Annotated in this window: 20 protein-coding genes; 11 read left to right on the top strand and 9 right to left on the bottom strand. The window is 71.0% G+C overall.

What is annotated here, in order from left to right; all coding sequences use genetic code 11:
• Nucleotides 1–17 precede the first annotated feature (17 nt).
• Nucleotides 18–653 (bottom strand): sigma-70 family RNA polymerase sigma factor, encoded by a 636-nt coding sequence (locus tag G6O54_RS08980; protein ID WP_165223487.1) that lies wholly within the window; start codon nucleotides 651–653, stop codon nucleotides 18–20.
• A 118-nt stretch (nucleotides 654–771) separates the two neighbouring features.
• Between G6O54_RS08980 and G6O54_RS08985 the strand changes: the two genes are divergently transcribed.
• From G6O54_RS08985 to G6O54_RS09010, 6 genes are read left to right on the top strand one after another with little or no spacing between them, the layout of a single operon-like run.
• Nucleotides 772–1,437 carry a hydrolase gene (locus G6O54_RS08985; RefSeq protein ID WP_165223490.1) on the top strand — a complete coding sequence of 222 codons (666 nt, stop codon included), beginning with the start codon at nucleotides 772–774 and terminating at the stop codon, nucleotides 1,435–1,437.
• Nucleotides 1,434–2,042, top strand: coding sequence for an antibiotic biosynthesis monooxygenase (locus G6O54_RS08990; protein ID WP_250846784.1), 609 nt, complete (start codon nucleotides 1,434–1,436; stop codon nucleotides 2,040–2,042). Before G6O54_RS08985 ends, G6O54_RS08990 begins: the two co-directional genes overlap by 4 nt.
• A complete protein-coding gene (locus G6O54_RS08995; RefSeq protein WP_165223493.1) occupies nucleotides 2,042–3,898 on the top strand; it encodes an amidohydrolase in 1,857 nt (618 codons plus the stop codon). The genes G6O54_RS08990 and G6O54_RS08995 overlap by 1 nt, the downstream gene beginning before the upstream one ends.
• Nucleotides 3,883–5,487: an alginate export family protein gene (locus tag G6O54_RS09000; protein WP_250846785.1), complete on the top strand. Its 1,605-nt coding sequence runs from the start codon at nucleotides 3,883–3,885 to the stop codon at nucleotides 5,485–5,487. The genes G6O54_RS08995 and G6O54_RS09000 overlap by 16 nt, the downstream gene beginning before the upstream one ends.
• 22 nt (nucleotides 5,488–5,509) lie before the next feature.
• Nucleotides 5,510–6,235: a M17 family peptidase N-terminal domain-containing protein gene (locus G6O54_RS09005; protein ID WP_165223496.1), complete on the top strand. Its 726-nt coding sequence runs from the start codon at nucleotides 5,510–5,512 to the stop codon at nucleotides 6,233–6,235.
• 43 nt (nucleotides 6,236–6,278) lie between these two features.
• A complete protein-coding gene (locus tag G6O54_RS09010; RefSeq protein ID WP_165223499.1) occupies nucleotides 6,279–7,361 on the top strand; it encodes an alkene reductase in 1,083 nt (360 codons plus the stop codon).
• A gap of 97 nt (nucleotides 7,362–7,458) precedes the next feature.
• On the opposite strand, the gene G6O54_RS09015 is transcribed toward G6O54_RS09010, so the two are convergent.
• From G6O54_RS09015 to G6O54_RS09025, 3 genes are read right to left on the bottom strand one after another with little or no spacing between them, the layout of a single operon-like run.
• Entirely contained in the window at nucleotides 7,459–11,364 is a 3,906-nt protein-coding gene (locus G6O54_RS09015) for an efflux RND transporter permease subunit (protein ID WP_165223502.1), read from the bottom strand.
• Between the two features lie 35 nt (nucleotides 11,365–11,399).
• Nucleotides 11,400–12,830 (bottom strand): heavy metal-binding domain-containing protein, encoded by a 1,431-nt coding sequence (locus tag G6O54_RS09020; RefSeq protein ID WP_165223505.1) that lies wholly within the window; start codon nucleotides 12,828–12,830, stop codon nucleotides 11,400–11,402.
• Nucleotides 12,831–12,862: 32 nt separating this feature from the next.
• Complete coding sequence (locus G6O54_RS09025) at nucleotides 12,863–13,186, bottom strand: hypothetical protein (protein ID WP_165223508.1); 324 nt, start codon at nucleotides 13,184–13,186, stop codon at nucleotides 12,863–12,865.
• A gap of 69 nt (nucleotides 13,187–13,255) precedes the next feature.
• Here G6O54_RS09025 and G6O54_RS09030 point away from each other — a divergent pair, with 69 nt between their 5' ends.
• Entirely contained in the window at nucleotides 13,256–13,429 is a 174-nt protein-coding gene (locus G6O54_RS09030; protein WP_165223511.1) for a hypothetical protein, read from the top strand.
• Here the strand turns inward: G6O54_RS09030 and G6O54_RS09035 are convergent.
• The 3 genes from G6O54_RS09035 to G6O54_RS09045 all read right to left on the bottom strand — a co-directional run bounded on the left by G6O54_RS09035 (nucleotide 13,401) and on the right by G6O54_RS09045 (nucleotide 15,541).
• Nucleotides 13,401–13,862, bottom strand: a complete 462-nt coding sequence (locus G6O54_RS09035) for a hypothetical protein (RefSeq protein WP_165223514.1) — start codon at nucleotides 13,860–13,862, stop codon at nucleotides 13,401–13,403. The genes G6O54_RS09030 and G6O54_RS09035 overlap by 29 nt on opposite strands.
• 16 nt (nucleotides 13,863–13,878) lie before the next feature.
• Complete coding sequence (locus tag G6O54_RS09040) at nucleotides 13,879–14,919, bottom strand: DUF1559 domain-containing protein (RefSeq protein ID WP_165223517.1); 1,041 nt, start codon at nucleotides 14,917–14,919, stop codon at nucleotides 13,879–13,881.
• A 250-nt stretch (nucleotides 14,920–15,169) separates the two neighbouring features.
• Nucleotides 15,170–15,541: a hypothetical protein gene (locus G6O54_RS09045; RefSeq protein ID WP_165223520.1), complete on the bottom strand. Its 372-nt coding sequence runs from the start codon at nucleotides 15,539–15,541 to the stop codon at nucleotides 15,170–15,172.
• A gap of 357 nt (nucleotides 15,542–15,898) precedes the next feature.
• On the opposite strand from G6O54_RS09045, the gene G6O54_RS09050 reads away from it, so the two are divergent.
• From G6O54_RS09050 to G6O54_RS09065, 4 genes are all read left to right on the top strand, one after another.
• A complete protein-coding gene (locus G6O54_RS09050; protein ID WP_205678716.1) occupies nucleotides 15,899–18,898 on the top strand; it encodes a PSD1 and planctomycete cytochrome C domain-containing protein in 3,000 nt (999 codons plus the stop codon).
• Nucleotides 18,899–18,905: 7 nt separating this feature from the next.
• Nucleotides 18,906–20,309 (top strand): DUF1501 domain-containing protein, encoded by a 1,404-nt coding sequence (locus G6O54_RS09055; RefSeq protein WP_165223740.1) that lies wholly within the window; start codon nucleotides 18,906–18,908, stop codon nucleotides 20,307–20,309.
• A 74-nt stretch (nucleotides 20,310–20,383) separates the two neighbouring features.
• Nucleotides 20,384–20,842 (top strand): helix-turn-helix domain-containing protein, encoded by a 459-nt coding sequence (locus G6O54_RS09060; protein WP_165223522.1) that lies wholly within the window; start codon nucleotides 20,384–20,386, stop codon nucleotides 20,840–20,842.
• Between the two features lie 2 nt (nucleotides 20,843–20,844).
• A complete protein-coding gene (locus G6O54_RS09065; RefSeq protein ID WP_205678717.1) occupies nucleotides 20,845–21,306 on the top strand; it encodes a VapC50 family PIN domain-containing toxin in 462 nt (153 codons plus the stop codon).
• Between the two features lie 89 nt (nucleotides 21,307–21,395).
• On the opposite strand, the gene G6O54_RS09070 is transcribed toward G6O54_RS09065, so the two are convergent.
• Nucleotides 21,396–22,499 carry a hypothetical protein gene (locus tag G6O54_RS09070; protein ID WP_165223527.1) on the bottom strand — a complete coding sequence of 368 codons (1,104 nt, stop codon included), beginning with the start codon at nucleotides 22,497–22,499 and terminating at the stop codon, nucleotides 21,396–21,398.
• A gap of 46 nt (nucleotides 22,500–22,545) precedes the next feature.
• On the bottom strand, nucleotides 22,546–25,119 hold the full coding sequence (locus tag G6O54_RS09075; RefSeq protein ID WP_165223530.1) for a hypothetical protein: 2,574 nt from the start codon (nucleotides 25,117–25,119) through the stop codon (nucleotides 22,546–22,548).
• Between the last annotated feature and the right edge of the window lie 41 nt (nucleotides 25,120–25,160).

Raw genomic sequence — 25,160 nt, forward strand, 5'->3', positions numbered from 1 at the left:
CCCTCTTGGTCTCGAGCTCACGGCCCGGACGCCCGTCGACGTCCGCCGGGCGCCTCGCCGCGTGGCCGCAGGTCGTCCAGCGCCTCCGCCAGGCCGTCGAGCCCCCTCCGCAGCCGCCGCTTGACCGTGGATTCCGACGTCCCCAGCACCTCGGCGGCCTCCCCGGTCGTCATCCCCTGGATGCGGATCAGGTCGAACGCCTCGCGCTCCTCCTCGGGGAGGCCCTCGATCGCCGCGAGCATCCGCCGCCCGTCCCCGGAGAGACCCGTGTCGCTCGATGCGGCGGCGAGGGCGAGGTCGTCACGCAGCTCGATCACCGACGGCTGCTCATCCAAGCGTCGGGCCAGGTCATTCAGCTCCCAACGCATGTGCTGCCCGGCCAGGGAGAAGTACTGCCGCACGCTCGTCGGCCGGGCCTCCCGCAGCGCCTTCATCAGCCGCTCGGCCACGGCGCCGAGGAGGTCCTCGGCCTCCAGGCTCATCGGCGGCTTCATGAGCCGGGGATAGCTCCTGGCCAGGAACAGGACGCAGAGCCGCCGCAGGCGGCAGGCCGACCGCTCCAGGAGCGCCCGCACGACCGGCTCGGAGGGCTCGCCGCGGGCGAGCTCGTCGAGATAGCGCTGGACGACGAGGGTGGTCGGGTCATGTTCCATGGCGAGTACCGGAAGCAACTTGTGTCGATGGCTGGCATTGTACCCGACGGCGTGAACCCCGGCCACGCTTAGCAGGACGAGAGGACGGTCCGCAGCACCCCAGCCCAGGAGCCTTATCTTGTCGAATCCGATCCACAGCCTGCTCACGCCGGAGAACTGCACGGTCGTCTTCATCGACCATCAGCCGCAGATGACGTTCGGGGTGGCGAGCATCGATCGCCAGGCCCTTTTCAACAACACGATCGGCCTGGCCAAGGCGGCCAAGGTCTTCGGCGTCCCGGTCATCCTGACCACCGTCGAGACCGAGCGATTCAGCGGCGCGATGTGGCCGCAGCTCACCGGCCTCTTCCCCGGCCGCAAGCCCCTGGAACGGACCTCGATGAACGCCTGGGAGGACAGGCCGTTCGTCGCCGAGGTGGAGCGGTTGGGGCGGAAGAAGCTCGTGATCGCGGCGCTCTGGACCGAGGTCTGCCTGGCGTTCCCGGCGATCCAGGCCATGGAGGCGGGGTACGAGGTCTACGCGGTCGAGGACGCCAGCGGCGGCACCAGCGAGGCGGCCCACCGCTGCGCCATGCAGCGGATCATCCAGGCTGGCGCCGTCCCGGTCACCTGGCAGCAGGTGCTCCTGGAGTTCCAGCGGGACTGGGCACGCCGCGAGACCTACGACGCGGTGATGCGGATCGTGCTGGAACACTCCGGCGCGTATGGACAGGGCGTCGAGTACGCCTATACGATGGTCCACAAGCAGCCGCCGCTCGACGTCCGGTATGGGGCCGGCAAGTGAGCAGCGACGTTCAGGATCGGAAGGTCATCCCCGAGGCCGCCCCCGCTGGCCCCGGCGGTGCCCTCAGCATCATCATCCGGCGAGTGGTCCGCGCGGACCGCCGATCCCAATTCGAGGCCGCCGTCCGGGCATTCTCGCCCGTCTCGGTGACGTTCCCCGGCCATCTCGGCGTCCATGTCGTCCCGCCCCCGGCCGGGGGCCGGGAATACGTCGTCATCCTCAGCTTCGCCTCGGAGCGGGCGTGGCGGGAGTTTCAGCGGTGGGGGCCCTATGAATCCTGGATCCGCCAGGTCCGGCCGCTCCTGGCCGACGATCCCGCGATCGAGGAGGTCACCGGCCTGGAGACCTGGTTCCGATTGCCCGGCGAGCCCGCGTTCGTGCCGCCCCCACGCTGGAAGATGGCGGTCGTGACCTGGGTTGGCGTCTGCCTGACGGTCGGCACGCTCAACGCCGTCGTCCGCCCGTGGATGGACGGATGGCCGTGGTGGGCGAGCCTGCTCGGGCTCAACGCCGTCGTCGTCGCGGCCCTGACCTGGATCGTGATGCCGGCCCTTTCGCGATGGTTCCGCGGCTGGCTCCATCTCTCACCGATCGAGGAGGACTGATGGCCCCGACCGATGCCGACCTGATCCTGCACAACGCGGCGATCGCGACGCTCGACCCGTCGAACCCCGATGCCCATGCCCTCGCGATCCGCGACGGCAAGTTCCTGGTCGTGGGCGACGAGGCCGGGGTGATGACGGCGCGTGGCCCGGCGACGAAGGTCGTCGACCTCGGCGGCCGGCGGGCGATCCCCGGCCTCAACGACTCGCACCTCCACCTGATTCGGGGCGGGCTGAACTTCAACCTCGAATTGCGGTGGGATGGCGTCCCGTCGCTGGCCGAGGCGCTGCGGATGCTCCGCGAGCAGGCCTTCCGGACGCCCGCGCCGCAGTGGGTCCGCGTGGTCGGCGGCTGGAACGAGTTCCAGTTCGCCGAGCGGCGGATGCCGACCCTCGCCGAGATCAACGCGGCCGCGCCGGACACGCCTGTCTTCATCCTCCACCTCTACGATCGCGCGCTCCTGAATGCGGCCGCCCTCCGCGCGGTCGGCTACTCGAAGGACACGCCCGACCCGCCCGGCGGCGAGATCCAGCGCGACAAGCGGGGGAATCCGACCGGCGCCCTGATCGCCCGCCCGAACGCGATGATCCTCTATGCGACCCTCGCCAAGGGGCCGAAGCTCCCGCCCGAGTATCAGCTCAACTCGACGCGGCACTTCATGCGCGAGCTGAACCGGCTCGGCGTGACGAGCGTCATCGATGCCGGCGGCGGCTACCAGAACTACCCCGACGACTACGCGATCATCGAGGACCTGCACCGCCGCGGCGAGATGACCGTCCGCGTCGCCTACAACCTGTTCACCCAGCGTCCCAAGGGCGAGTTCGACGACTTCGCGAGGTGGGTCGGGATGACCAGGCCGGGGGCCGGCGACGACTACTACCGGATGAACGGCGCCGGCGAGATGCTCGTCTTCTCGGCCGCCGACTTCGAGGACTTCCTCGAGCCCCGGCCCGACCTCGCCCCGGGCATGGAGGCCGAGCTCCATCGCGTGGTGAAGCTCCTGGCCGAGCACCGCTGGCCGTTCCGGATCCACGCCACCTACGACGAGTCGATCTCCCGGTTCCTGGACGTGTTCGAGGCGGTCGATCGCGAGGTGCCGTTGGCGGGCCTGCGCTGGTTCTTCGACCACGCCGAGACCGTCACCGAGCGGAGCCTGGAGCGGATCAAGGCGCTCGGCGGGGGGATCGCGGTCCAGCACCGCATGGCGTTCCAGGGGGAGTACTTCGTCGACCGTTACGGCGCCGAGGCGGCCTCGCACACGCCGCCGGTGGCGAGGATGCTCGAGATGGGCATCCCCGTCGGGGCCGGCACGGACGCGACCCGCGTGGCAAGCTACAACCCCTGGGTCTCCCTGTCCTGGCTGGTGACCGGGCGGACGGTCGGCGGGCTCGCGCTCTACCCCGAGTCGAACCGACTCGACCGCGCCACGGCCCTGCGCCTCTACACGAGCGGGTCCGCCTGGATGTCGGGCGAGGAGGCGACGAAGGGGATGATCGCGCCGGGTCGGCTCGCGGACCTGGCGGTGCTCTCGGCCGACTACTTCGCCGTCCCGGAGCCGGAGATCCGGGGCATCGAGTCGCTCCTCACCGTGGTCGGCGGGCGGATCGTCCACGGAGCCGGGCCGTTCGCGTCCCTCGGGCCGGCGCCGCCGCCGGTCACGCCGGACTGGTCGCCGGTCGGATTCTACGGCGGATATCACCGCGACCGGGCGTCAGCCATCCCCACGGCCCTCTCGCACTCGTCGCGGTGCCGTCACACGTCCCGCGCATCGTCTCTCCTCCAGGAGCGGCCTCGCTCTTCGAACTCGCCCGCGGGCGCATCCTTCTGGGGAGGGGGATGTGCATGCTGGGCCTTCTGACGGAGGTTCGCGCCGCGCTCCGGGCACGGCGTCGACCTCGCCGAGACGGGCTGGCCCTCGCCGGTTTGCTCGGCCTGGCCTGGTCCGGCACGCCGGCGTGGGCGCAGCAACCCGCGAATCCGCCCGCGACCGCGAGGACGACCGACGACGGCGCCCAGTCGGCCAGTCGCCCCGTCGGCGATGGTTCGGGCGTCCCGCGCCTCGGCCCCGGCCAGGCGGCCGTGACGGCGACGGTCCCGGAGGCGTCGGCAGGCCGCCCCCCGTTCAAGCTCCTCCGGTACGACGAGGACTTCCGCTTCCTGGCCGACCCCGCCCGGCGCACGGACTTCTTCGACCCGCTCAAGTACATCCCGCTGTTCGGCCGGGATCGCTTCTATCTGACGTTCGGCGGCGACGTCCGCGAGTGGTTCGAGTCCTACCACAACGACTCGTTCGGCGAGGGGCCCGGCAATGCCGAGGGCTTCAATACGTACTTCCTCCAGCGTTACATGCTCCACGCCGACCTGCACGCGGGCGACCGGTTGCGGGTGTTCTTCCAGACGATCAGCGGCTTCGAGAGCGGCCGCATCGGCGGGCCTCGGCCCGACATCGACGTGAACCGATTCGACGCCCACCAGGGGTTCGTCGACTGGATCTGGCGACCGGAGGCGTCGGACTCGTCGCTGACGTGGCGGCTCGGCCGGCAGGAGTTCCGGTACGGGAGCGGCCGGCTGATCGACGTCCGCGAGGGGCCCAACCTGCGGAGGTCGTTCGACGGCGCCCGCGCCCTGGGGCACCTCGGCCCCTGGTCGATCGACGGGTGGTGGGCCAAGCCGGTCCTCAACAATCCGGGGGTCTTCGACGACATCCCGAACCCGGCCGTCATGTTCTGGGGCCTCTACGGCGTCCGGCCGGTCGGCGACGGGACGCTGCTGGACGTCGACCTGTACTACCTCGGGTTCCAGAACCTCGCGGCGAGCTTCGACGGCGACCCGGGGCGCGAGCTACGTCATTCGATCGGGACGCGGATCTGGGGACGGCCGCTGCCCTGGGAATACAACCTCGAATATGTCTATCAATTCGGCCGATTCGGCTCGGGCGAGATCAGCGCCTGGACCGCGGCCAACGCGGCACGCTACAACTTCGCTGACATGCCGTTCCGGCCGGCCCTGGGGGTCCGATTCGATGTCGCCAGCGGCGACCGAGACGCGAACTCCGCCAATCTCCAGACGTTCAACCCGCTCTTCCCCTCGGGCGCGTACTACAACCTCACCGGACCGTTCGGCCCGCAGAACATCATCGACGTCCACCCGACCCTCGACCTGCATGCCGGCGAGAGCCTGACCCTGTCCGCCGACTGGGCGTTCTTCTGGCGCGAGAGTCTCGACGACGGCGTCTACCGGCTCTCCGGTTCGCTGATCGCGAGCGGTCGGACCAGCCGTGCCCGCACCATCGGGTCGAGCCCGGCGTTGACCGCCGTCTGGACGCTGAATCCGCACACGACGCTCCTGGCCAGCTACGTCCGCATCTTCCCGGGCCAGTTTCTCAAGGAAACCACCCCCGGGAAGGACGTCGACTACGCCACCGTTTGGCTCACCTTCAAGTTCTGAGTGCAGATCCTCGGAGACGCCCATGCCCCGCTCCTTCCTCGCGGTCGCCCTCCTCTTCGGATGGTCCGTCCCTTCCATCGCCCAGGAGGCGAAGCCGCCCGCCGAGACGAGAATCGACGGCCCGCGCCAGACGACGCTGATCGTGCGCATGCAGGGCCCGTACGATGCCGACGTCCCGCTCCAGGTGGTCTGCTACTTCAAGCGCACGCCCGATTCCGACGCGCGGATGTCCGGCGCGCCGGTCGAGCTCGACAAGCACCTGGGAGGGCTGATCGGCAGCCTCCGATCGCGCGGCGAGTTCGGGGGCGAGGAGCTCGAGACGATCCTCTTCGACGTGCCCGCGGGGACGATCCGACCGAAACGCCTCCTGCTCATCGGCCTGGGCGACGAGTCGACCCTGTCGGGCGAGAGGATGGAACGCGTCGGTCGGACCGCCCTGCGAGAAGCGGCGCGGCTGGGGGTGACGAAGGTCGCCTTCGCCCCCCTGATCCGCGACCAGGGGAGCTCCGCGATCGCGACCGGCGAGGTGGAACGGGCCGTGACTCGCGGCGTCCTGCTCGCCTACGAGACGGAGCGGCGTCTCCAGGAGGAGGGATTCGCCAGGCCCTTCGCCCTGGCGGAATGGGTCGTCGAGGCCGGCCCGAAGTACTACGACGAGACCGTCGAGGGCGTGAAGAAGGGCGCCGGCGAGGCGAAGGTCGAGGCGGCCCGCCGCGATCCGCGGCGGTTTTCGGCCCGGGGCCGGTGACGCGAGTCTTCGCTCAGAACCTTATTTCTTCGGGAGCATCATCATGGCGGTCGGCGACGAGTTGTTTCGGCCCTTGCGGCTCGGGGCCATCGAGGCCCCGAACCGCATCTTCATGTCCCCGCTCACGCGTTCGAGGGCGACGGACCGGGTCCCGAACGAGCTGATGGCGAAGTACTACACGCAGCGGGCCTCGGCCGGGCTGATCATCACCGAGGCGACGGCCATCAGCGAGCAGGGCTACGGCTGGGTCGGGACCGCCGGGATCTACAACGACGCCCAGGTCGCCGGCTGGCGAAGGGTGACCGAGGCCGTGCACGGCGCGGGCGGGCGGATCGTCCTCCAGCTCTGGCACATGGGCCGCGTCTCCCATCCCGACTTCCTCGGCGGCGAGCTGCCGGTCGCGCCGAGCGCCATCGCGGCCGAGGGCGAGGCCCACACGCCGGGCGGCAAGAAGCCCTACGTCGTCCCCCGGGAACTGTCGGCCGGGGACATCGCCGGGATCGTGGACGACTACTCCGCGGCCGCGCGGCGGGCGCGCGACGCGGGATTCGACGGGGTCGAGATCCACGCCGCCAACGGCTACCTGATCGACCAGTTCCTCCGCAGCTCGTCGAACCGGCGATCGGACGAGTATGGCGGCAGCGTCGCGAACCGGGCCCGGTTCCTCGTCGAGGTCGTCCGGTCCGTCACGGCGGCCTGGGCCCCGGACCGGACCGGGGTCCGCATCAGCCCCACGATGAACGAGAAGGGCATGACCGACGTCGACCCGGTCGGGCTCTTCACGCACGTGGCACGCGTCCTCTCCGCCGCCGGCCTGGCGTATCTCCACGTGGCCGAGGCGATCCGGCCCGGGCGCCTCTACAACCCGGACGGCCCCCGGGTCACCCCGCACATCCGCGCGGCCTACGACGGCATCCTCGTGGCCAACGGTGGATACCGGAAAGAGGACGCGGTCGAGGCGATCCGAGAGCGCCGGGCCGACGCGGTCGCATTCGGGCAGGCCTTCCTCGCGAACCCCGACCTCGTGGCCCGATTCGCGGGCGACGCCCCCTTGAATCCACCCGACCCATCGACCTACTACACCCACGGCGAGGCGGGTTACGTCGACTATCCCGCGATGACCTGAGCCGCCGGATCCGTCGCCGTCGAGCGGGCCGACCTTGCAAGATTGTCAGCGAGAGCACGAAAGCGACGCATCGGCTGGATCCCTGCCCTGCCGGGATTCACCCGTTCGTATCGGCCGACGCCTCGGCCCGCCCCAATCGCCGTAGACGTCCGAGCCTGACCCGGTAGAAGGCGACCGGGAGGAGCAGGTCAATCACCTCGTCGGCGATCAGGACGCCGCCGAGGACCGGGGCGGCCATGGGGCGGATGACCTCGGCGCCGACGCCGTCGGCCCAGAGCATGGGCGCCAGGCCGAGGATGATGGTCGCCTCGGTCAGGAGCTTGGGTCGGAGCCGGTTCACGGCCCCTTCGAGGACGGCGCGGCGGAGGCCCTCGGTGTCGAGGGCGGCGAGGCCGCCGGCCCTCGCCACGGCCTCGCGGAGGTAGACGAGCATGATGATCCCGGTCGACGTCGCCATGCCGAAACATGCGATGTAACCGACCCGGACCGTCACCGAGAACTTGAAGCCGAAGAGCCACTGGAAGAAGACGCCGCCGGCGATCGCGCCCGGGATGGCCAGCATCATCAGCGCGGCGTCGGCCAGGTCGTGGTAGGTCAGGTACAGGATCAGGAAGATCATGGCGAGCACGATCGGTACGATCACCCGCAGGGTGGCGCGGGCGCGGGCCTCGTGCTCGAACTGACCGGTCCAGCCCAGGACCGTCCCCTCGGGCAGCTTCACCTCCCGCTCGACGATTTCGCGGGCGCTCGCCACGAAATCGGCGGCGTTCCCGTCGCGGACGTTGAGCCGGACATAGTTCCGCAGCAGGCCGTTCTCGCTCTTGATCGTGGCCGGACCCTCGACGACGCGGACCTCGGCCAGCTCTACCAGGGGGACGAGCGCGGTGCGGCCATCCGCCTCCTTCCGGAGCGAGGGGACCAGCAGGGCCCGCACCGCGTCCTCATCCCCCCGCCAGTCGCGGCCGTAGCGGACGCGGACGGGATGGCGCTCTCGGCCTTCCACCGTCATCGCGGCGACCTTGCCGCCGAGCGCGGTCTCGACCGCCTGGTTGAGCGCGGCGACCGCCACGCCGGCCCTGGCCGCGCGGTCGCGATCGATCCGGATCTCGAGATACCCCTTCCCGCGCACGGGATCGGCGATCACGTCCGCGGCGCCCGGCAGCCGCCGCAGGACCGCGGCGACCTCCTCTGACGCCCGGACGATGTCCTCGAGCCGGCGGCCCTGGACGCGGACGCCGATTGCGGTGTTCACGCCCGTGGCGAGCATGTCGACCCGGTTCTGGATCGGCATCGTCCAGACATTGGCCCAGCCCGGCATCGGCACGGCCTGATCGAGCTCGGCACCGAACCCGATGAGGTCGGAACGCTCCTTCCGCCAGAGGAGCAGGCCCGCGGCGAACGGCCTCGAGAGTTCGGTCTGGACCGCGGCGAGCGCCGGGATCGGCTCGATGTTGAGAGGCACGCCGGAACCGTGCACCGGGGCCGGAGCACCGGTGGCCGGCGTGATCGGGCGTTCGCGGAGCGCCCGGATCGCCCGGAGTCCGGCGGCGATCGCGGGGTCGGTCGCGCCGGCCCGCTCGACCAGCTCCTCGGCGACGATCCGCGTGTAGGCCTCGGCCGCGCGGGGGACCAGGTCGCGGTCGAGCTGCCGCACATGGTCGCCCCACCGGGCCTGCTGGGGCGCGTAGCCGGGGTCGTCGGGATCGGTGATGACGCCCGGCAGCGAGCGCTCGAACTCCCGGTTCCGCTGGTAGGCGAACTCGCGAAGCGTGGCGTCGCAGAGCGGCAGGGCGGCGTCGGTGGCCTGCCGCATCAGGGCTTCGGGATCGACCGGGGTCGCGACCAGGCCGCGCGCGACCAGCGCGGCGAGCACGGCGCGGGTCTGGCGCCCGGCGTCGGCGGGGAGGAGCTTGCGCCGGGGCCAGTGGGCCCGAGGGCGGAAGTTTACCATGGTCTCGAGCATCTCGATCGGTGCGGGGTCGGTCGGGGACTCGGCCCGGCCGGCCTTGCCGACGACCATGTCGACCTCGGGGAACCGGCAGAGGATCATGTCCGACGCCTTCAGGTCGTCGGCCGCCTCGGTCACCGAGGCCCGCGCTACAGTGACCGGCATGTTCATCACCATCCCCTCGTCCACCGGCGTGATGAACTCGCGGCCGAGCGGCGTGATCGCGCGGTCCGCGACGAGCGCGACCACGATCAGGCCGGCCCACGCCAGCGCGCGGCCGGGCCAGGTCCGCGCAGCGGCGGCGGTTGCGACGAGCGCCAGCCCGAGCGTGACCAGGAAGAGCGTGCGGCTGCCGAGCGGGGCAAGTCCGGCGACGAACGTCACGCCGAGCAGCCAGACGAGCGGCGCCGGGCGGTCGAGCAGCGAGGACAGGATCGGCCTGTAGACGTCGATCACGGACCGCACGATCCAGCTCTCGCGCTCGGCCCGCATCCGCCCCCTCAGCAGGTAGGTGCAGAGCGCGGGGACGAGTGTGACGGCGAGCAGCGCGACCGTCACCAGCGCGAACGACTTGGTGAAGGCCAGTGGTCGGAACATTTTCCCCTCTATCCCGCCGAGCGCGAAGACAGGCAGGAACGAGAGGACCATGATCGCCACCGAGAAGAAGATCGGCCGGCCGACCATCTGGCAGGCCGGCAGGATCACCGCGCGGACGTCGCCGCGCACGGGCCGGTCGCCGAACTCGTCGTGCAGCCGGTGCATGGCGTTCTCGACCATGACGATCGACGAATCGACGAGCACGCCGACCGAGATCGCGATCCCGGCCAGCGACATGATGTTCGTCTCGATGTTCGCGATCCCGAGCGCCCTGAGCGCGGCCATGATCGCGAACGATCCGAGCGCGGCCAGGGGCAGGGTGAGGGCGATGACGAACGAGGCGCGGACGTGGAGCAGGATCAGGACGACGCAGATCGTCGCCGTCGCGATCGCCTCCGCGATCGTGCCCGTCACCGTCCCGATGGCGCCACGGATCAGGGGCGTGCGGTCGTAGAAGGGGACGATCCGGACCCCCTCCGGCAGGCCCGGCTGGAGGTCCCGGATCTTGGCCTTGATCCGGCGGGTGACGACCAGGGGATTCTCGCCGTGCGCCATCAGGACCACGCCGCCGGTGACCTCGTTGCCGTCCTTCTCGAGGATCCCGCGGCGGGGTCCCGGGCCGATGGCCACGGTCGCCACGTCGCCGACGCGGAGGATTGATCCGTCCGGATTCGCGGCCAGGACGGCGGCCTCCAGGTCGCGGGCCGCGCGGGCCGGGTCGAAGGCGTCGTCGTCGGCCCCGGCGCGGGAGCCGAGCCAGCCGAGGCTGCGGACGATGTACTCCGCGTTCCCCTTCTGGACGATCGGCCCGCCGACGGTCGCGTTCGACTCGCCGACCGCGCGGACCACCTCAGACAGCGTGACGCCTCGCGTCCGCAGCCTGCGCGGGTCGACGTTCACCTGGTACTCGATGGGATAGCCGCCCACGCTCGCGACCTCGGCCACGCCCGGCACGGCGGCGAGCTGCGGCCGGACGAACCAGTCCTGCACGGCCCGCAGCCGGCCGAGGTCGAGGCCACCCCCCTCGATCGTGTACCAGTAGATCTGGCCGGTGGCGACGGCATCGGGCGGCGGGTGCGGTACCACGCCCTCCGGCAGGATGTGGCCGGCCTGCGACAGGCGCTCGAGCACGCGTCCTCGTGCGGCAGGGAAGTCGACGTCGTCTTCGAAGATGACGTGGATCATCGAGAAGTGGAAATCGCTCGAGGACCGCACGGTCCGGACGCCCCGAATCCCCTGGAGATGGAGCGAGAGCGGATAGCCGACCTGGTCCTCCACCTCGCGCGGGCTGTGGCCCGGCCACTCGGTGAAGACGACGACCTGGTTCTCCGACAGGTCGGGGATCGCGTCCACCGGTGTCGTGTAAGCGGCGTACGCGCCCCAGAGCGCGAGCGCGAATCCGGCCGCGATCACGGCGAGTCGATGGCGAATCGAGAGTGCGATCAGACGTTCGATCATGCGCCCGCATTTCGTCGAGGGGCCGGCCGCCGGTCTCAGCGGGGTTGCTTCCCTGGAAGATACTTCTCGGGAGACGCCCTCAACCGGGCCTCGCAGCCCTTGCAGCAGAGCGGGACGGTCTGTCCGTCGATCGTGACCGAGACGGGTGGGCCCATCGAGCCGAGCGGCTTCCCCGAGACGGGGCAGACGCCCGGATCGGCGGCCTTCCGCGACTCGCCCGCTTTGCCTGCCGGGTCGTCGCGGGCGCCCCGGCTGGCGCCGAAGTAGCCTGCGGCGAGGCCGGGATTCAATCGGGTCTCGGCATCCAGCAGGAAGGCGCCCCGAGTCGCCACGCGTTGGCCCGGCTCGAGGCCGCTCGCCACCGGGTAGACGTCGCCGCAGCGCGGGCCGGCCACGATCTCGACGCTGTCGAACATGCCGGGCATCCCCTCGACGAACACGACCGCGCGATTGCCCGTATCGACCACGGCCGACTCGGGCACGGTGAGCACCTCGCCCCGCGGCCGGTAGGTGATGATCCGGGGGATCAGCGTCATGCCGCCGCAGGCCTCGCACGAGGCCCCGGACTTCTCGGCAGTGATGTTCGGATGCATCGGACACCACCAGCGGACGCGCTGATTGGCGAGCAGTGGCCGGCGCTGCAGCTCGTCGTTGCGATCGACGGGGCAACGTCCCCGATCGCTCGCCAGAACCTCAGCGTGCCGGGGGCAGGCGTAGACCGCCAGCAACTCCCCCTTGACGAGAGGCGGCAGGTCGGACGGCAGCGATCGGAACGGCTCGAGCTCGGCGACGGGCCGGCGCACCGTGGCGACGACTCGCGTGCCGGACGCAGGCATGCGGCCGGGCTCGTCCAGCCGGATCTCGGCGTTGGTGCGCGACTCGCGCGGGTCGACCGCCACCGCGATCACCTTGCCCTTCGCGGCCGGCTGCCGCGCACCGTCGTCGACCGTCACCTCCGCGGCCTGGCCGGCGACGACGAACGGCCGGTCGGATTCGAGCACGCGGCACCGGACCAGACCCTCGTCCCGGACGATTCCGCTCAGCGCGACTTCACGCGCCACCGGCCGGTACTCGACGAGGGCCGTCTGGATGCCGGCGAGCTGGATGCGGTAGGGGGAGAGCTGCATCCTCGCGAGGACGCCGGAGGGGAGGGGGGCCGCGTCGCCGACCTTGCGACGCACCAGCGCCATGTTGCAGATGTCGCACTTGCCTGGCCACGTCGAGACGACGGCCGGATCCATCGGGCAGAAATACTCCGAGTTCGGCGGCGCCGATCGGCTTGCGTCCCCGCCCCCGACGAGCCCGCTCATCCAGCGGTCGACGTAGTTGCGCAGGGTGTCCCACCGCCCGACCACGGCGAACGCGGCGGCCAGGATCAGGATGAAGCGAAGGCGTACCTGAAGCGTACGGACCGCCAGCAGGATCACCCTCGTGAATCGCTTCAGCCGCGAGGGCGATTCCATCATGGGGCTTTCGGTGATCGTTGCGGGGTCGTGGGTCATGGCTTCCCGGCGGCCTCGCCGGCGCGGTCCGCCGGCTTCATCCGCTCGTCGTGCTTCCAGATGTTGTCGTAGTCCTCACGGCGAAAGATCCACATCGGGTCGACGCCGACGGCGAGGAACCGGAGGATTTCCGGCTCGTCCGTGCCCTGATACGTCACGCGCACGGCGAACGCGCGGGCGTTGTCCGCGGGCACCTCGCCGAGGATCTCGTATCGGGCGAGCTTCTGGTCCGCCCGGCGCGTCTGGTCGACGACGTGGACCTCCGGCTTCGAGCTACCGGACTCCCTCGCCGAAAGCCCGTTGAGCCAACCGTCCATCACGCGGACGAGGTTCGCCCGCGCGGCTTCGGCCGAAGGGACGTAGCGCTCGTAGGGGTTCTTCGGCTCCCGATGGCAACCGGCGAGAAGGGCTACGAGGGCGACGCCGAGCAGGACGGCGCGAAGGCGTCCGCGAACGCGCGGGCCCCCGTCGACTACAAGCTCTCGCGGACGAGGCGGGCACGAAGCCCGCCCCGCGAGATCCAGGCCGTAAGCCTCAACGCCCGCGGGCCGGAGAACGCTTGACATTGGCTTTTGCCCTCGGCTCCTCGCCCATGCCCCCCTGCTTCACGTAGTCCTCGTCGCGGAAGATCCACATGGGCGAGCGTCCCACCGCGACGTACTCGAGCCGCTTCTCGGCCGGCGGCTTCTTCATCTTGAGGACGACACCGTATCGTTTTTCGGTCTCGGACGGAGAGGGGGCTTCCTCGAGAATCTGGTAGCTTTCGAGCTCCAGGCCGGACTCCCACTGGGAATCGACGAAATTGATGGGGCGTTCGCCCTTCATGAGCTGCGCCGGCTTACCTCCTTTTTGCCAGGCGGCGAGGGCGGCGTCGAGGTCGTCTCGCGCCGTGGCGGCGTTCGGAATATAGGCGCTCGTCGAGCTGCCGCAGCCGGGCGACAGGAGGAGCGAGAGGGCGGCCGCGACGGCCGCCCCGAGTTCGCGTCGAGAGATCATGAGGCCGCTCCCTTGATCAATACGCATCGGCGGAGATGACCTCGCCGCCGTTGCGCGTCCCGAGGGCCCTCCAGGTGTCCAGGCTCACCGAGTTCTTGACGAACTTGACCGAGCCGTCGCCGAGGAGCATGTTCACGCCGCCGGGATGGCGGCTCGACGGCGGTACCTGCATCGACATGTTCTGCATGCCGCTGTTGGGGAACCCCGCGCACGAATTCGTGTTCGGAGTCGAGACGTGGTTGTACGTGGTGCAGCACATGTCCGCCAGCGACCAGGAGATCCCCTGGACGCTGGTGAGCGGTGGCGAGCCCTTGGGCAACGCCGTGCAGACCTGGTAGGTATCCAGCATCGTCGGCTGGTTCGGCGAGATCAGCAGGTCCGTCTGGAAGTTCGGCGTCCCCTGGCCGCGGATCTTCTCGGCGCAGAAGGCCGTGTTGCTCGTACCGTCGGTCACGGCGGCGAGGCCCACCTTGCTGCCGTAGTAGAAAATCCCCTTCGGAACGGGGCTGTCGGTGCAGACCGAGCACGGGTTCGAGTCGCCGAGGTCGCACACGTAGGTCCCGATGTTGCCCAGGTAATTGATGCCGCCGTTCCAGCCGGCCACCGGCGGCTCGTCCGAAGGGCACAGGAACGCGTTGATCTGGATCTGGCAGCCCGTCAGGTTCTCACCGTTCGGTCCGGAATAGGCCGGCATGAAGGTCGAGACCACTCCATTCATGGCCGGCGTGGCCGGCGGCAAGGCGAAGTTGAGCGCGTTGAAGACGTTGCCTTGCTCAAGGAACTGCAAAAGTGAGGACTGAGGCGACCAGCGGGCATACGTCGCCGCGCCCGGAACGTTGAAATAGGCGGGCACCTTCCCCGAAGGAAGGACCTGGTAGCTGCTGAGGTAGTTGTGGCAGGCGAGCCCGATCTGCTTCATGTTGTTGATGCACTGGGCCCTGCGGGCCGCCTCGCGGGCCGACTGGACGGCCGGGAGTAAGAGGGCGATCAGGACCGCGATGATGGCGATCACCACGAGCAGCTCGATCAGGGTAAATCCTGAACGTCGCGCGTTCATTTGAGTTCGGTCTCCTGGCTAGGAAGAAGCGGAAGATGTCAAGGAATGGACGGAGCATGGCGGCCAGCCGAAACCGGCGCCGGCGCATGCCGGAATCACGGACCTGGGGCGCAAGCGGGGGGGACGAATTCGCGGGCATCAACCCGGTCGACCGCCGGGATCCGCGCAAGGATGTCAGGACGCCGCATCTACCGCGGCGCGGGACGACACGGCATGGAAAGGCGCGCCGGGGCGCATTGGGGAGGCGGGATCAGCGAGGCGGGCGCTCGATCGAAGGTCCTTCCCGCACGCCGCGGACGATTTCCTCCGCGGACGCGAGAAGCTGCCCGGGTCCGTTCGCGGCGGGCAGGGCGGGCCGCCGAGGAACCACGGCGTCTCCCGGACGGGACGGCACGATCGGCGCGGACATCGGCACGGGAACGGCGGGCTTGCCCGAACAGAAGGCCCCCGAACAGGGCTTCGGGCGAGCGGGGACCTGGCTGGGCAAGTCAACCACGCCCGCGAGGTCGAAGAGGTCCGCTCGGAGCGAGATCGGCCCCGGATCGGCATTCGCGACCACGTAATGAGAGCAGCCGGCCCTGGCGTGCGAGGTCCAGGCGCAGAGCACCAGCGCCAGGGCCATGGATGGACCCGCGGGACTACGGTAACCGCGCCGGGCGGGCCGCACGCTCATCCCGTTGGTGCCTCGCGACGGATTGGGAGACCAGGAAAGGAAGGCTGTTGCGAGACCTCGCTCCAGCTTCAACCAAAGAACTGTATCCGCATGCCGTCCTCCGTGCAAGGGATGAAAACCGGGCGGATCGTCCTCATCCCCGTCCTCCCGAGGGCCGATGAGTCTCCGCAATCGGCGGATCAGGGCGCGGTGCGGGCCTTCGAGTCTCCGACATGGTGGACACGCGAGGAGGCCGTCTGTACGATTTGGTTTAACGTTTTTTCAACATTCCGCCACCGCGGAGGCCGGCCCGAGGGAGGCCCTGAGATGTCCGGATGGCTCGCCCTCGCCGGCATGATCGTCGCCGCGGCCCCGCCGGCCGGGACGGATGAGACGTTCGAGCGTTCGGTCCGGCCCCTCCTGGTCGAGCGCTGCATCCGTTGCCACGGGGCCGAGAAGGCCTCCGGAGGGCTGCGGCTGGACTCACGCGCGGCGATCCTCAGGGGGGGCGACAGCGGGCCGGCCGCCGTCGAGGGGAAGCCCGAGGAGAGCCTGATCGTTCGGGCGGTCGAGCAGAAGGACGAGCTCCGAATGCCGCCGAAGGGGGCCCTCGCGGCCGCCGAGGTCGCGACGATCCGGGGGTGGATCGCCCGGGGCCTGGACTGGCCCAGCACCGGCGGCGAGGCGATGGCCAGGGCCGCAGAGCCCGCGACCTCCGGCGCGACGGCGGCCCGTGATTGGTGGTCGTTCCGGCCCGTCCAGGATCCGCCGCCGCCGGCCGTTAGGGACGCAGCCTGGCCGCGGTCCGAGATCGATCGCTTCCTGCTGGCGAAGCTCGAGAGCCGCGACCTGAGGCCGGCGCCCGCGACGGACCGGCGTACCCTGATCCGGAGGGCGACGTACGACCTCACGGGGTTGCCGCCGACCCCCGAGGAGGTGGACGCGTTCGTCCGCGACGACGCGCCCGACGCCTTCGCGCGGCTCGTCGATCGGCTGCTCGCATCGCCCGCCTACGGCGAGCGCTGGGGCCGGCACTGGCTCGACCTGGTCCGCTACGCCGACACCGCGGGCGAGAACTCGGATCACCCGACGCCCCACGCATGGCGGTATCGCAACTGGGTCATCGACGCCTTCAACCGCGACCTGCCCTACGACGAGTTCGTCCGCCTGCAGGTGGCCGGCGACCTGGTTGCCGCCGAGGGCCCGGCCGAACGGCATGCCGAGGGGGTCGTGGCCACCGGGTTCCTGGCGATCGCCCGCCGCTTCGGCCACGACATCGACCAGGACGTGCACCTGACGCACGAGGACGTGATCGACACGATGGGGAAGACCTTCCTCGGCCTGACGATCGCCTGCGCCCGCTGTCACGATCACAAGTATGATCCGATCGGTACGCGCGACTACTACGCCCTCTCCGGCATCCTCCAGAGCACCCGGTTCAGCTTCCCCGGCTGCGAGCCGAAGCAGCAGCCGCGGGACCTCGTGCCGATGCAGTCGGCCTCGGATTGGGACCGGACGATCCGGCCGCATCGCGAGGCGCTCGCCGCGGTCGAGGCGGACATGAAGCGCGTCGCCGATCGGGTCGCGGCCGCGTCCCGGGCGCTCTTCCCGCCCGGCGTGAGCGAGGCTGACCTCGTGGCCCGGGGCTCGATCCCGGATGGAGGAAGCCAGGCGTTCGGGGACTCGTCGGCCATCAAGATCGATCCGGTCGAGGTGGAGCCCGGGACGGTCCTCCGCCTGGTCGTCGCGCCAATCGGGAACCACGGGGCCGACTCGACGCGGGTCGAGCTCGAGGTCGCGCAGGCGGACGGCCCCGGACGATGGAGCCTCGCCGCGGACGTGCTCGACGACCTGCTCGCCGGCAACCCGCATGCGGACCGTCTCGGGCACGCGGGGGTCTGGTGGTTCCTCGACGGCCGGCCCGGTCGCGGGCCGCTGCCGGAGCCCGTCCGCGACCTCGACGGCAAGCTCGGCCTCAACGTCTGGCGGGACGGAGAGACGCCGTCGGTCTTCGTCAACGCCCGCGAGCTGCCGCTGCCGGTCTGGACGACCTTGCCGCCGCGATCCGTCTTCGTCCACCCCGCGCCCGATGGCCCGGTCGCGGTGGCCTGGGTCAGCCCGATCCGGGGACGCGTGCAGATCCGCGGCCGGATCGCCGACGCTCATCCCGGCGGCCCGGACGGCGTGGCCTGGTCGATCGATCGACTCGATGGCGACCGCCGCGAGGCCCTTCAATGCCTGGCCGGGCTCGCCAGTCGGCGAACCGAGCTGGCCCGGGCGAAGGCCGACCTGGAAGCCCGGGCGCCGAAGCCGCAGGTGGCCTATGCCGTGGCCGAGGGGACCGAGACGGACTCGCCGATCCACCTCCGCGGCGATCCCGAGAAGCGCGGGCCGGTCGTCGCCCGGCGATGGCTGGAGATCCTGGGCGGCCAGGCCGTGACGCCGGGCAAGGGGAGCGGACGCCGCGAGCTGGCCGGCTGGTTGGCCTCGGCGAGCAACCCGCTGGCGGCGCGGGTCATGGTCAACCGGATCTGGCAGCAGCACTTCGGCCGCGGGATCGTCGGGACGCCCAGCGACTTCGGCACCCGCGGCATGCCGCCCACGCATCCGGAGCTGCTCGACTGGCTGGCCTCGCGGTTCATCCGCGACGGCTGGTCCGTCAAGGCGATGCACCGGCGGATCATGCTCTCCTCGGCCTATCGGCAATCGAGCCTCGCGAGCCGGCCCGCCCTGGAGCTCGACCCGGAGAATCGGCTCTGGGGCCGCTTCAGCCGCCGCCGGCTCAGCGCCGAGGAGATCCGCGACAGCCTCCTGGTCGCGGGAGGCTCGCTCGACCTCACGCCCGGCGGGCCGCACCCGTTCCCGCCGGAAAGCTCGTGGTCGTTCACCCAGCACAACCCGTTCAACACCGATTACGACACCGACCGGCGGAGCGTCTACATGGTGTCACTGCGGAACCGTCGGCAGCCGTTCCTCGGCCTCTTCGACGGCGCCGATCCGAACGCGACGACCCCGGAGCGGCAGCGGACGACGGTCCCGACCCAGGCCCTCTTCTTCCTCAACGACCCGTTCTTCCACCGGCAGGCCGGCCGGCTCGCCGATCGGGCGATCGCCGCCGGGCCCGACGACGCGGGCCGGCTCGATGCGCTCTGCCGGATCGCTCTCCAGCGTGTCCCAGGTGATCGGGATCGCGCGACGGCCTCCGCCTTCCTGGCCCGCTATGCGGCCGAGCTGAAGGACCTCCCGCCGGCCGAGCGGACGAGGGAAGCGTGGTCGGCGCTGGCGCGGGCGGTGCTGGCCTCGAACGAATTCCTCTACCTGGACTAGACCGATGATGGATCCCTCGCCTCGCACTCATCGACGCGGCTTCGTCCGGTCCGCGGTGGCCGGGACGATCCTGATGCCGGGCCTGCTCCACGAGCTCCTCGCCGCCGAGGCCGCCGGCGACCCGCTGGCGCCGCGGCCGTCGCACTTCCCGGTGAAGGCGAAGGCGGTGATCTTCCTGTTCATGAGCGGGGGCGTCTCGCACGTCGATTCGTTCGACCCCAAGCCCCGGCTGGCGGCCGACCACGGCAAGAAGGTCACCTTCGACCACCCGGAGACCCGCAACCGGGCCGGGTACGAGTCGCTCTACCTGAAGCGGCCCGGCTGGGCCGGCTCGCCGCGGGGCAAGAGCGGGATCGAGGTGACGGACCTGTTTCCTTGCATCGGGGAGCAGGTCGACGACATCGCCCTGATCCGGTCGATGCACACGAGCCACTCGAACCACTACAACGCCACGCTCGGCATGCACACCGGCTCGTTCGCCTTCGCCCGGCCCAGCATCGGCTCGTGGCTGAGCTACGGGCTGGGGACGACGAACCGGAACCTGCCGTCGTTCCTGGTCCTCGCCCCCCAGATGCCCTACGCGGGGACCCAGGTCTGGGCCTCCGACTTCCTGCCGGCCGTCCACCAGGGGACGCGCGTGGTCCCCGGCGCGGAGCCGATCGCGGACCTCGCCCGCCGCGTGCCGACGAGCCGGCGGCAGGAGCTGGAGCTGGACGCGCTGCGAGCCCTCAACGAGGACCACCTCCGCGACCGGGCCGACGACTCGAACCTGTCGGCGCGGATCCGCTCGTTCGAGACCGCGTTCGGCATGCAGGCCGAGGTCCCCGGGGCGCTCGACCTGGCCGCGGAGTCGGACGCCACGCTCGATCTCTACGGCCTGAGGCGCGGCCAGACCGACGGCTTCGGCTGGCAGTGCCTGGCGGCTCGCCGCCTGGTGGAGCGGGGCGTCCGGTTCGTCGAGCTGATCCACACGGGCTCGAGCGGCAACTGGGACTCGCACGGGGACATGGCCGATCACGGCAAGCTCGCCCCGCAGGTGGACCGGCCGATCGCGGGCCTGATCCGGGACCTCAAGGCGCGGGGGCTGCTCGACTCCACGCTCGTCGTCTGGACCACGGAGTTCGGCCGCACGCCGTTCAACAACACCCCGTACAACCGCGGCCGTGAGCACCACAACTGGGCCTTCAGCTCCTGGCTGGCCGGCGCCGGCGTGAAGCGGGGGATCGTCCACGGCGCCACCGACGAGCACGGCATCCGCGTGGCCGAGAACCCGGTCCACGTCCACGACTTCCACGCCACGATCCTCCACCTGATGGGCCTGGATCACACCCGGCTCACCTACCGCCACGGCGGCCGCGATTATCGCCTGACGGACGTGCATGGGAACGTCGTGAAGGAGCTGCTCGCGTGACCGGGCGATGTATTCGCTCGTTGCGGCCGTTGCGGTTCCAGTTAGAATGGAGGAGTCAAGCCGGGGAGGATCGCATGTCATCGGTTCCTGAAACGACGACGCTCACGGCGGAGGAGATCCGGATCGCCAGAGAGTCCCTGAGCCGGCTCGACGGGATGCTCGAGGCCGGGCCGGGCGAGCTCAGGGTGTGCGATTCGGGCGTCCGGGGCGCAGGCGTGGAAGCTCCACTTCCGGCAAGGGCGGCCCGTGCGCTCCGAGAAATCCTGGCGGAGATGGCCCAGGGGCGGCCCGTCACGATGGTGCCGGTGCAGGAGGAAGTGACCACCCAGCAGGCGGCCACGCTGCTGAACGTTTCTCGGCCGTATGTCATCGGCCTGCTCGAGGCGGGGCAGATTCCCTATCGGCTGGTCGGCCAGCATCGGCACGTGCGGCTCGACGACCTGCTGGAGTATCGCCGCAAAGACGACGAGGCCCGCCGCCGCATCGCCGATGAGCTCGCGGCGGACGCCCAGGAGCTGGGCATGGGATACTGATGGTGATCGAGCCCGTCCCGACGGCCGTCATCGACGCCTGCGTCCTGTATTCCGCGCCGGTCCGCGACCTCATCGTGAGACTTGCACAGGCCGGGACGATCCACGCTCGCTGGACCGCGGAGATCCACGACGACCTGACACTCCCCGATCCGAACGATCGGCACGTGCTGGCCGCGGCCATCCGCGCCGGCGCCTCGAGGATCCTCACCTTCAACCTCGCGGACTTCCCATCCGGGGTCCTCGATGCATACGGCGTCAAGGCCCTCCATCCCGACCCCTTCCTGGCTCAACTCCTGGATGCAGTCCCCGACGAGTTCCTCGAGGCGATCCGGCTTCAGAGAGAAGCCCTGAAGAATCCACCGATGACCGAGGAGGAGTTCCTGGCCCGACTGGAGACGGCTGGCCTGCCTCGAACGGTGGCCCGACTTCGGCTCCATGGCCAGAAGCCGATCGGGTCATCCTGATCCACCAGCTATGGATGGGAAACCGGAAGAACGAACCGAGGCCCGACGACGGGAGGCCGCAAGCCACAAGCGAGTCCGATCCACTCGCCTCACTGCGCCGCCGACACCGACCCCATCGGGCTGCCCCGGATCGTCATGCCTTCGGGCAAGGGGCGGGCGGCGACGCTGAAGCCGCGGTCGGTGAGCTCGGCGCGGAGGGCGCGGTAGAGCGGGAAGCTGTCGGGGTACACCCAGAAGGTGACGACGGAGCGGCCCGGGCTGAGCCGGTTGACGGCCTGGCCATACGCGGAGATCGGGTTCCGGGTCGCCTCGTAGCTCTCGCCGCGATTCTCGTGGTCCGGGACGACCTCCCAGCCTTTGAGGTCGAACCGGATGCTCTGGCGCTCGATCAGCTCGTCGAGTCCCACGCCCGCCCGGCCCAGGACATAGGCCAGGGAGAAGGCGCCGACCGGGCCGACCTGCGACTGGATCAGGCCCGTCCGATCGGCCATCCGGATCCGGACCTGGGCGTCGGACTTGGCCAGCTCGAGGAGCCGCTCCAGGTTGATGAAGCTGATCCGATTGCGCCTCAGCTCGAAGTGGAACTCGTCGCCGGCGGCGGGCCGCGACACCGGGCTCTTGGTCAGGATCGACGTCGCCTTGGGACGCGGCAGCGAGCGCAAGGCCGTGACTTCCTTCTTGATCTTCTCGACGTCCGAGCGGATGAAGCCGCCGCGGGCGGCGACCTGGGTGATCCGGGTAGACGGATCCTTGATCCGGAGCGCGAGCTTCCGCGCATTCGCCGCGTCGAGCGCCGCCCGATTCACGGCCGACTCGAGCTGGCTCGCCGCGGCTTTCTCGCGGGCCTCGGCCCGGTCGCGGTCGCGGCCGGCGGCGTCGAGCGCGGCCTCCGCTCGGGCCACGGCGGCGATGTCCAGCTTCGGCGGCTCCGGCGGGGCAGGGGGGGCCGGCGCCGGCGGCATCGGCGGGGCCTCGGACTTCGCCGGCTCCTCCGCGACGGGCGGCACCACGACCACCTGCGGCGGGGGCTCCGCCGGGTCCGGCGTGGCGGCCTGGACGGGCACGCTCGCCGCGGGGTGGAAGCGGTCCCGCAGCCGAAGGTAGCCGGTCAGGCCCGCGACGACCGCGAGCAGGCTGGCCACGGTCGCCACGGGGCGGAGGCGGTCGTATCGCGACGGGACCATCGACGCCATCCTCTCCTCTCCCTCCGTCGTCTCATCTCAACCCATCGGGCCGGGATCACCAGGCCTGCGGTTCCATCAGCCTCGGGCCCTGGTCGCCTGTCACCTGGAGCGACATCGGCCAGCCCAGCCCGGAGAACAGGATCTGCTTCCGGGCCGACCAGAAGGTCTCCGAGCCTCCCCCCTCCACCAGGAACTTGACGCGAGGCAGCGGGCGGATCGTCGGGTCCGCGGCCGCCCGCTGGTTGGCGACGGCCAGGAGCTGCCGGACCAGCAGGCTGTCCTTCTTCCGATCCCGGAGCGAGCTCGCCGTGATCCGGTAGCCGCCGGGATGGATCAGGAGCCCGGTCGGCTCACAGGCCACCGTGATCTCGAACGGCACCTCGATCGTCTTCGACGGCCCGTCCGGGATCCGGCTCTTGATCGGCGGCATGAACTCGGGCGAGCCGTCCCCCTTCGCATCGCCGGGCGAGGAAGCCGGAGAACCCTGTTGCCCCGAATCCGAGCCGAAGACCAGCCCGCCGATCGACGGCGCCGCCGCGCCGCTCGTCGATGAGGGCGACGACGGCGAGGGGGAGCCGGAGCCCGTCAGCGAACCGAGCGAGACCCCCAGGCCCGATGGGGCCGAAGTTGGCCCGGCGCTTCCGCCCGGGCCTTTCGCCTTGGCGGACGCGGCGGCCAGTGCCCTGGCCAGCTCCGCGGCTCCGCCGTTCCCCGCCGCCGGTTGGCCCTGGTTCGCCAACGCCCCGGCCGCCCCGGCCGCGCCGGCCGACCCGCTCGCGGCCGGCGGCTTCCCGGATCCCGCCTGCCATTCGAGGCCCCCCGGTTCCTCGCCGGCCGCGGACGATCCGGCCGTCGGCGAACCCGCGATGGCCTCGCCGGTCGTCCGGCCTCGTCCCCGCCCCGCCAGGCTGCCCGCCCCGGTTCCGCCGGTCGGGCCGTCCAGGACCAGCGGCTCCGGCGCCGGGATCGGCGAGGACCCGGAAGGGGGAGCCACGCCAGGAGCCGCGGTGCCGCCGCTCGCCGCCCCGGACTCGTCCGCGGCCTCGAGGTCGGGCACGACCTTCCACCCCTTGGCGCGGAGATCCTCCTCGGAGCCGGTTCCGGTCCCGCCACCGAGCCGCGGGTCGATCCGGCCCTTCGAGCTTGACCCCCGTGACGCCGCGGTCCATTCCTTGACGGCGCCGCCGAGTCCCGGACGGCTGCCGTCCTCGGAGCCCTTGCCCGTGCCCTTCGTGCCGGTGCCGCCTCCCTTGCCGCCTCCGCCCACCTTCGGCCGCGGTCCCGGGAGCCCGGCGCCGGCGCCGGAGCCGGGGCCAGGACCTTCGCCCAGGCCCAATCCGCCGCCGTCGTTCTCGTTCGCGTCGGTCGGGTTCGATCCGGCTGAGGGCCGCGAGCCGCGTCCGCCCGGTCTCGGCCAGACGAAAGCCTCCGGCGAGTCATCCTCGGCGGCCCCGGCCTTTCCGCCGCGGCCGGCGATCCCTTCACGTCCGGCTCCCGCGCCGCCGTCGGGCCAGTTCAGGCCGCCGTCCTCCCCCGCGCTTGCGGAGCGTCCCCCCGCATCGGCCTGGGCCAGGCCGTTGCCGGCGGAGCCCGATCCCTTGCCCGAACCCTTGCGGTCCTTGCCGTCGGGCGCGGAGACGATGGGTTCGTCGAGGGGGATGGTGCCGTCCCAGGTCCGGAGGTCGTCGAAGTCGGGGACGTCGACCTTGAGGTCCTGATCGACGAGCTCGTAGCCGAAGGCCATCCCGAGCGGCTCGAGCCGGGCCCGGATCTCGTAGTACGGGCGGATGCCGTCGGGCCGGACCAGGAAGACGAAGTAGGGGACGACGGGCGCCCCGTCGGGCGAGTCCGAGCCCTGGACGCGGAGCAGCTCCCGGGCGATGGCCAGGATGACCGGGCTCGACCGGGGGGTGCCCATCGAGGCCAGGTCCAGCATCGAGAAGACCGGGCCGTTGGGCCGCACGGCCACCGTGCCGTTGACGCACTCCAGGACGATCGGCCGCCGCCAGCTCCCGTTTGGCCCCTTGTACGGGAGCACGGCGTAGGACCCCTTGCCGCTCTGCTTGGCGACCGCCGCCTTGAGCGCGTCGCGCTCGCGGGCCAGGACGTCGCGCTCGAAGGCCAGGTCGTCGACCTGCTGGTCGATCTTCTTGACCCGGTCGGCGATCGTCGACACCTGCTGGGTGACCAGCATCTCCCGCCGCTTCCAGCGGTCCGATTCCGCCAGGGCCCGCGCGCGGGCCTGCTCGGCGGCCTCCGCCTTGCGGTCGGCCTCCTTCGCCGCGGCCATCTCCCGGGCGGTTGCGCTCGCCAGCGCCGCGAGCTTCACCTTGGTGGGATCCTCGGGCAAAGGCGCGGGCGCCGGGCTCGGCGGCCGGACCGTGGGCCGATCCTCGGGCCTTGGCTTCGCCGCGACCGCCGGGGGAGGGCTCGCCGCCGGCGGCGTGACGATCGGGGCGGCCTTCGCGGTCTGGGCCACCCGCTCCGCCTCGATCCGCGCCCGCTCCCGGGCATTCCTGGCCGCGTCCCGATGGATCATCACCACCAGGTTGAGCGTCCCGGCCAGGCTCGCCAGGAAAAGCGCCACCAGCGCCCGCTCGGCCCAGACTGATCCTCCCGGCTGCCGCATGAACCCCGGCCTCCGCCTGGACTTTCCCCAGAACCCCTACA

Origin of the sequence: Aquisphaera insulae (assembly GCF_011064615.1) — a bacterium.
GTDB lineage: Bacteria > Planctomycetota > Planctomycetia > Isosphaerales > Isosphaeraceae > Aquisphaera > Aquisphaera insulae.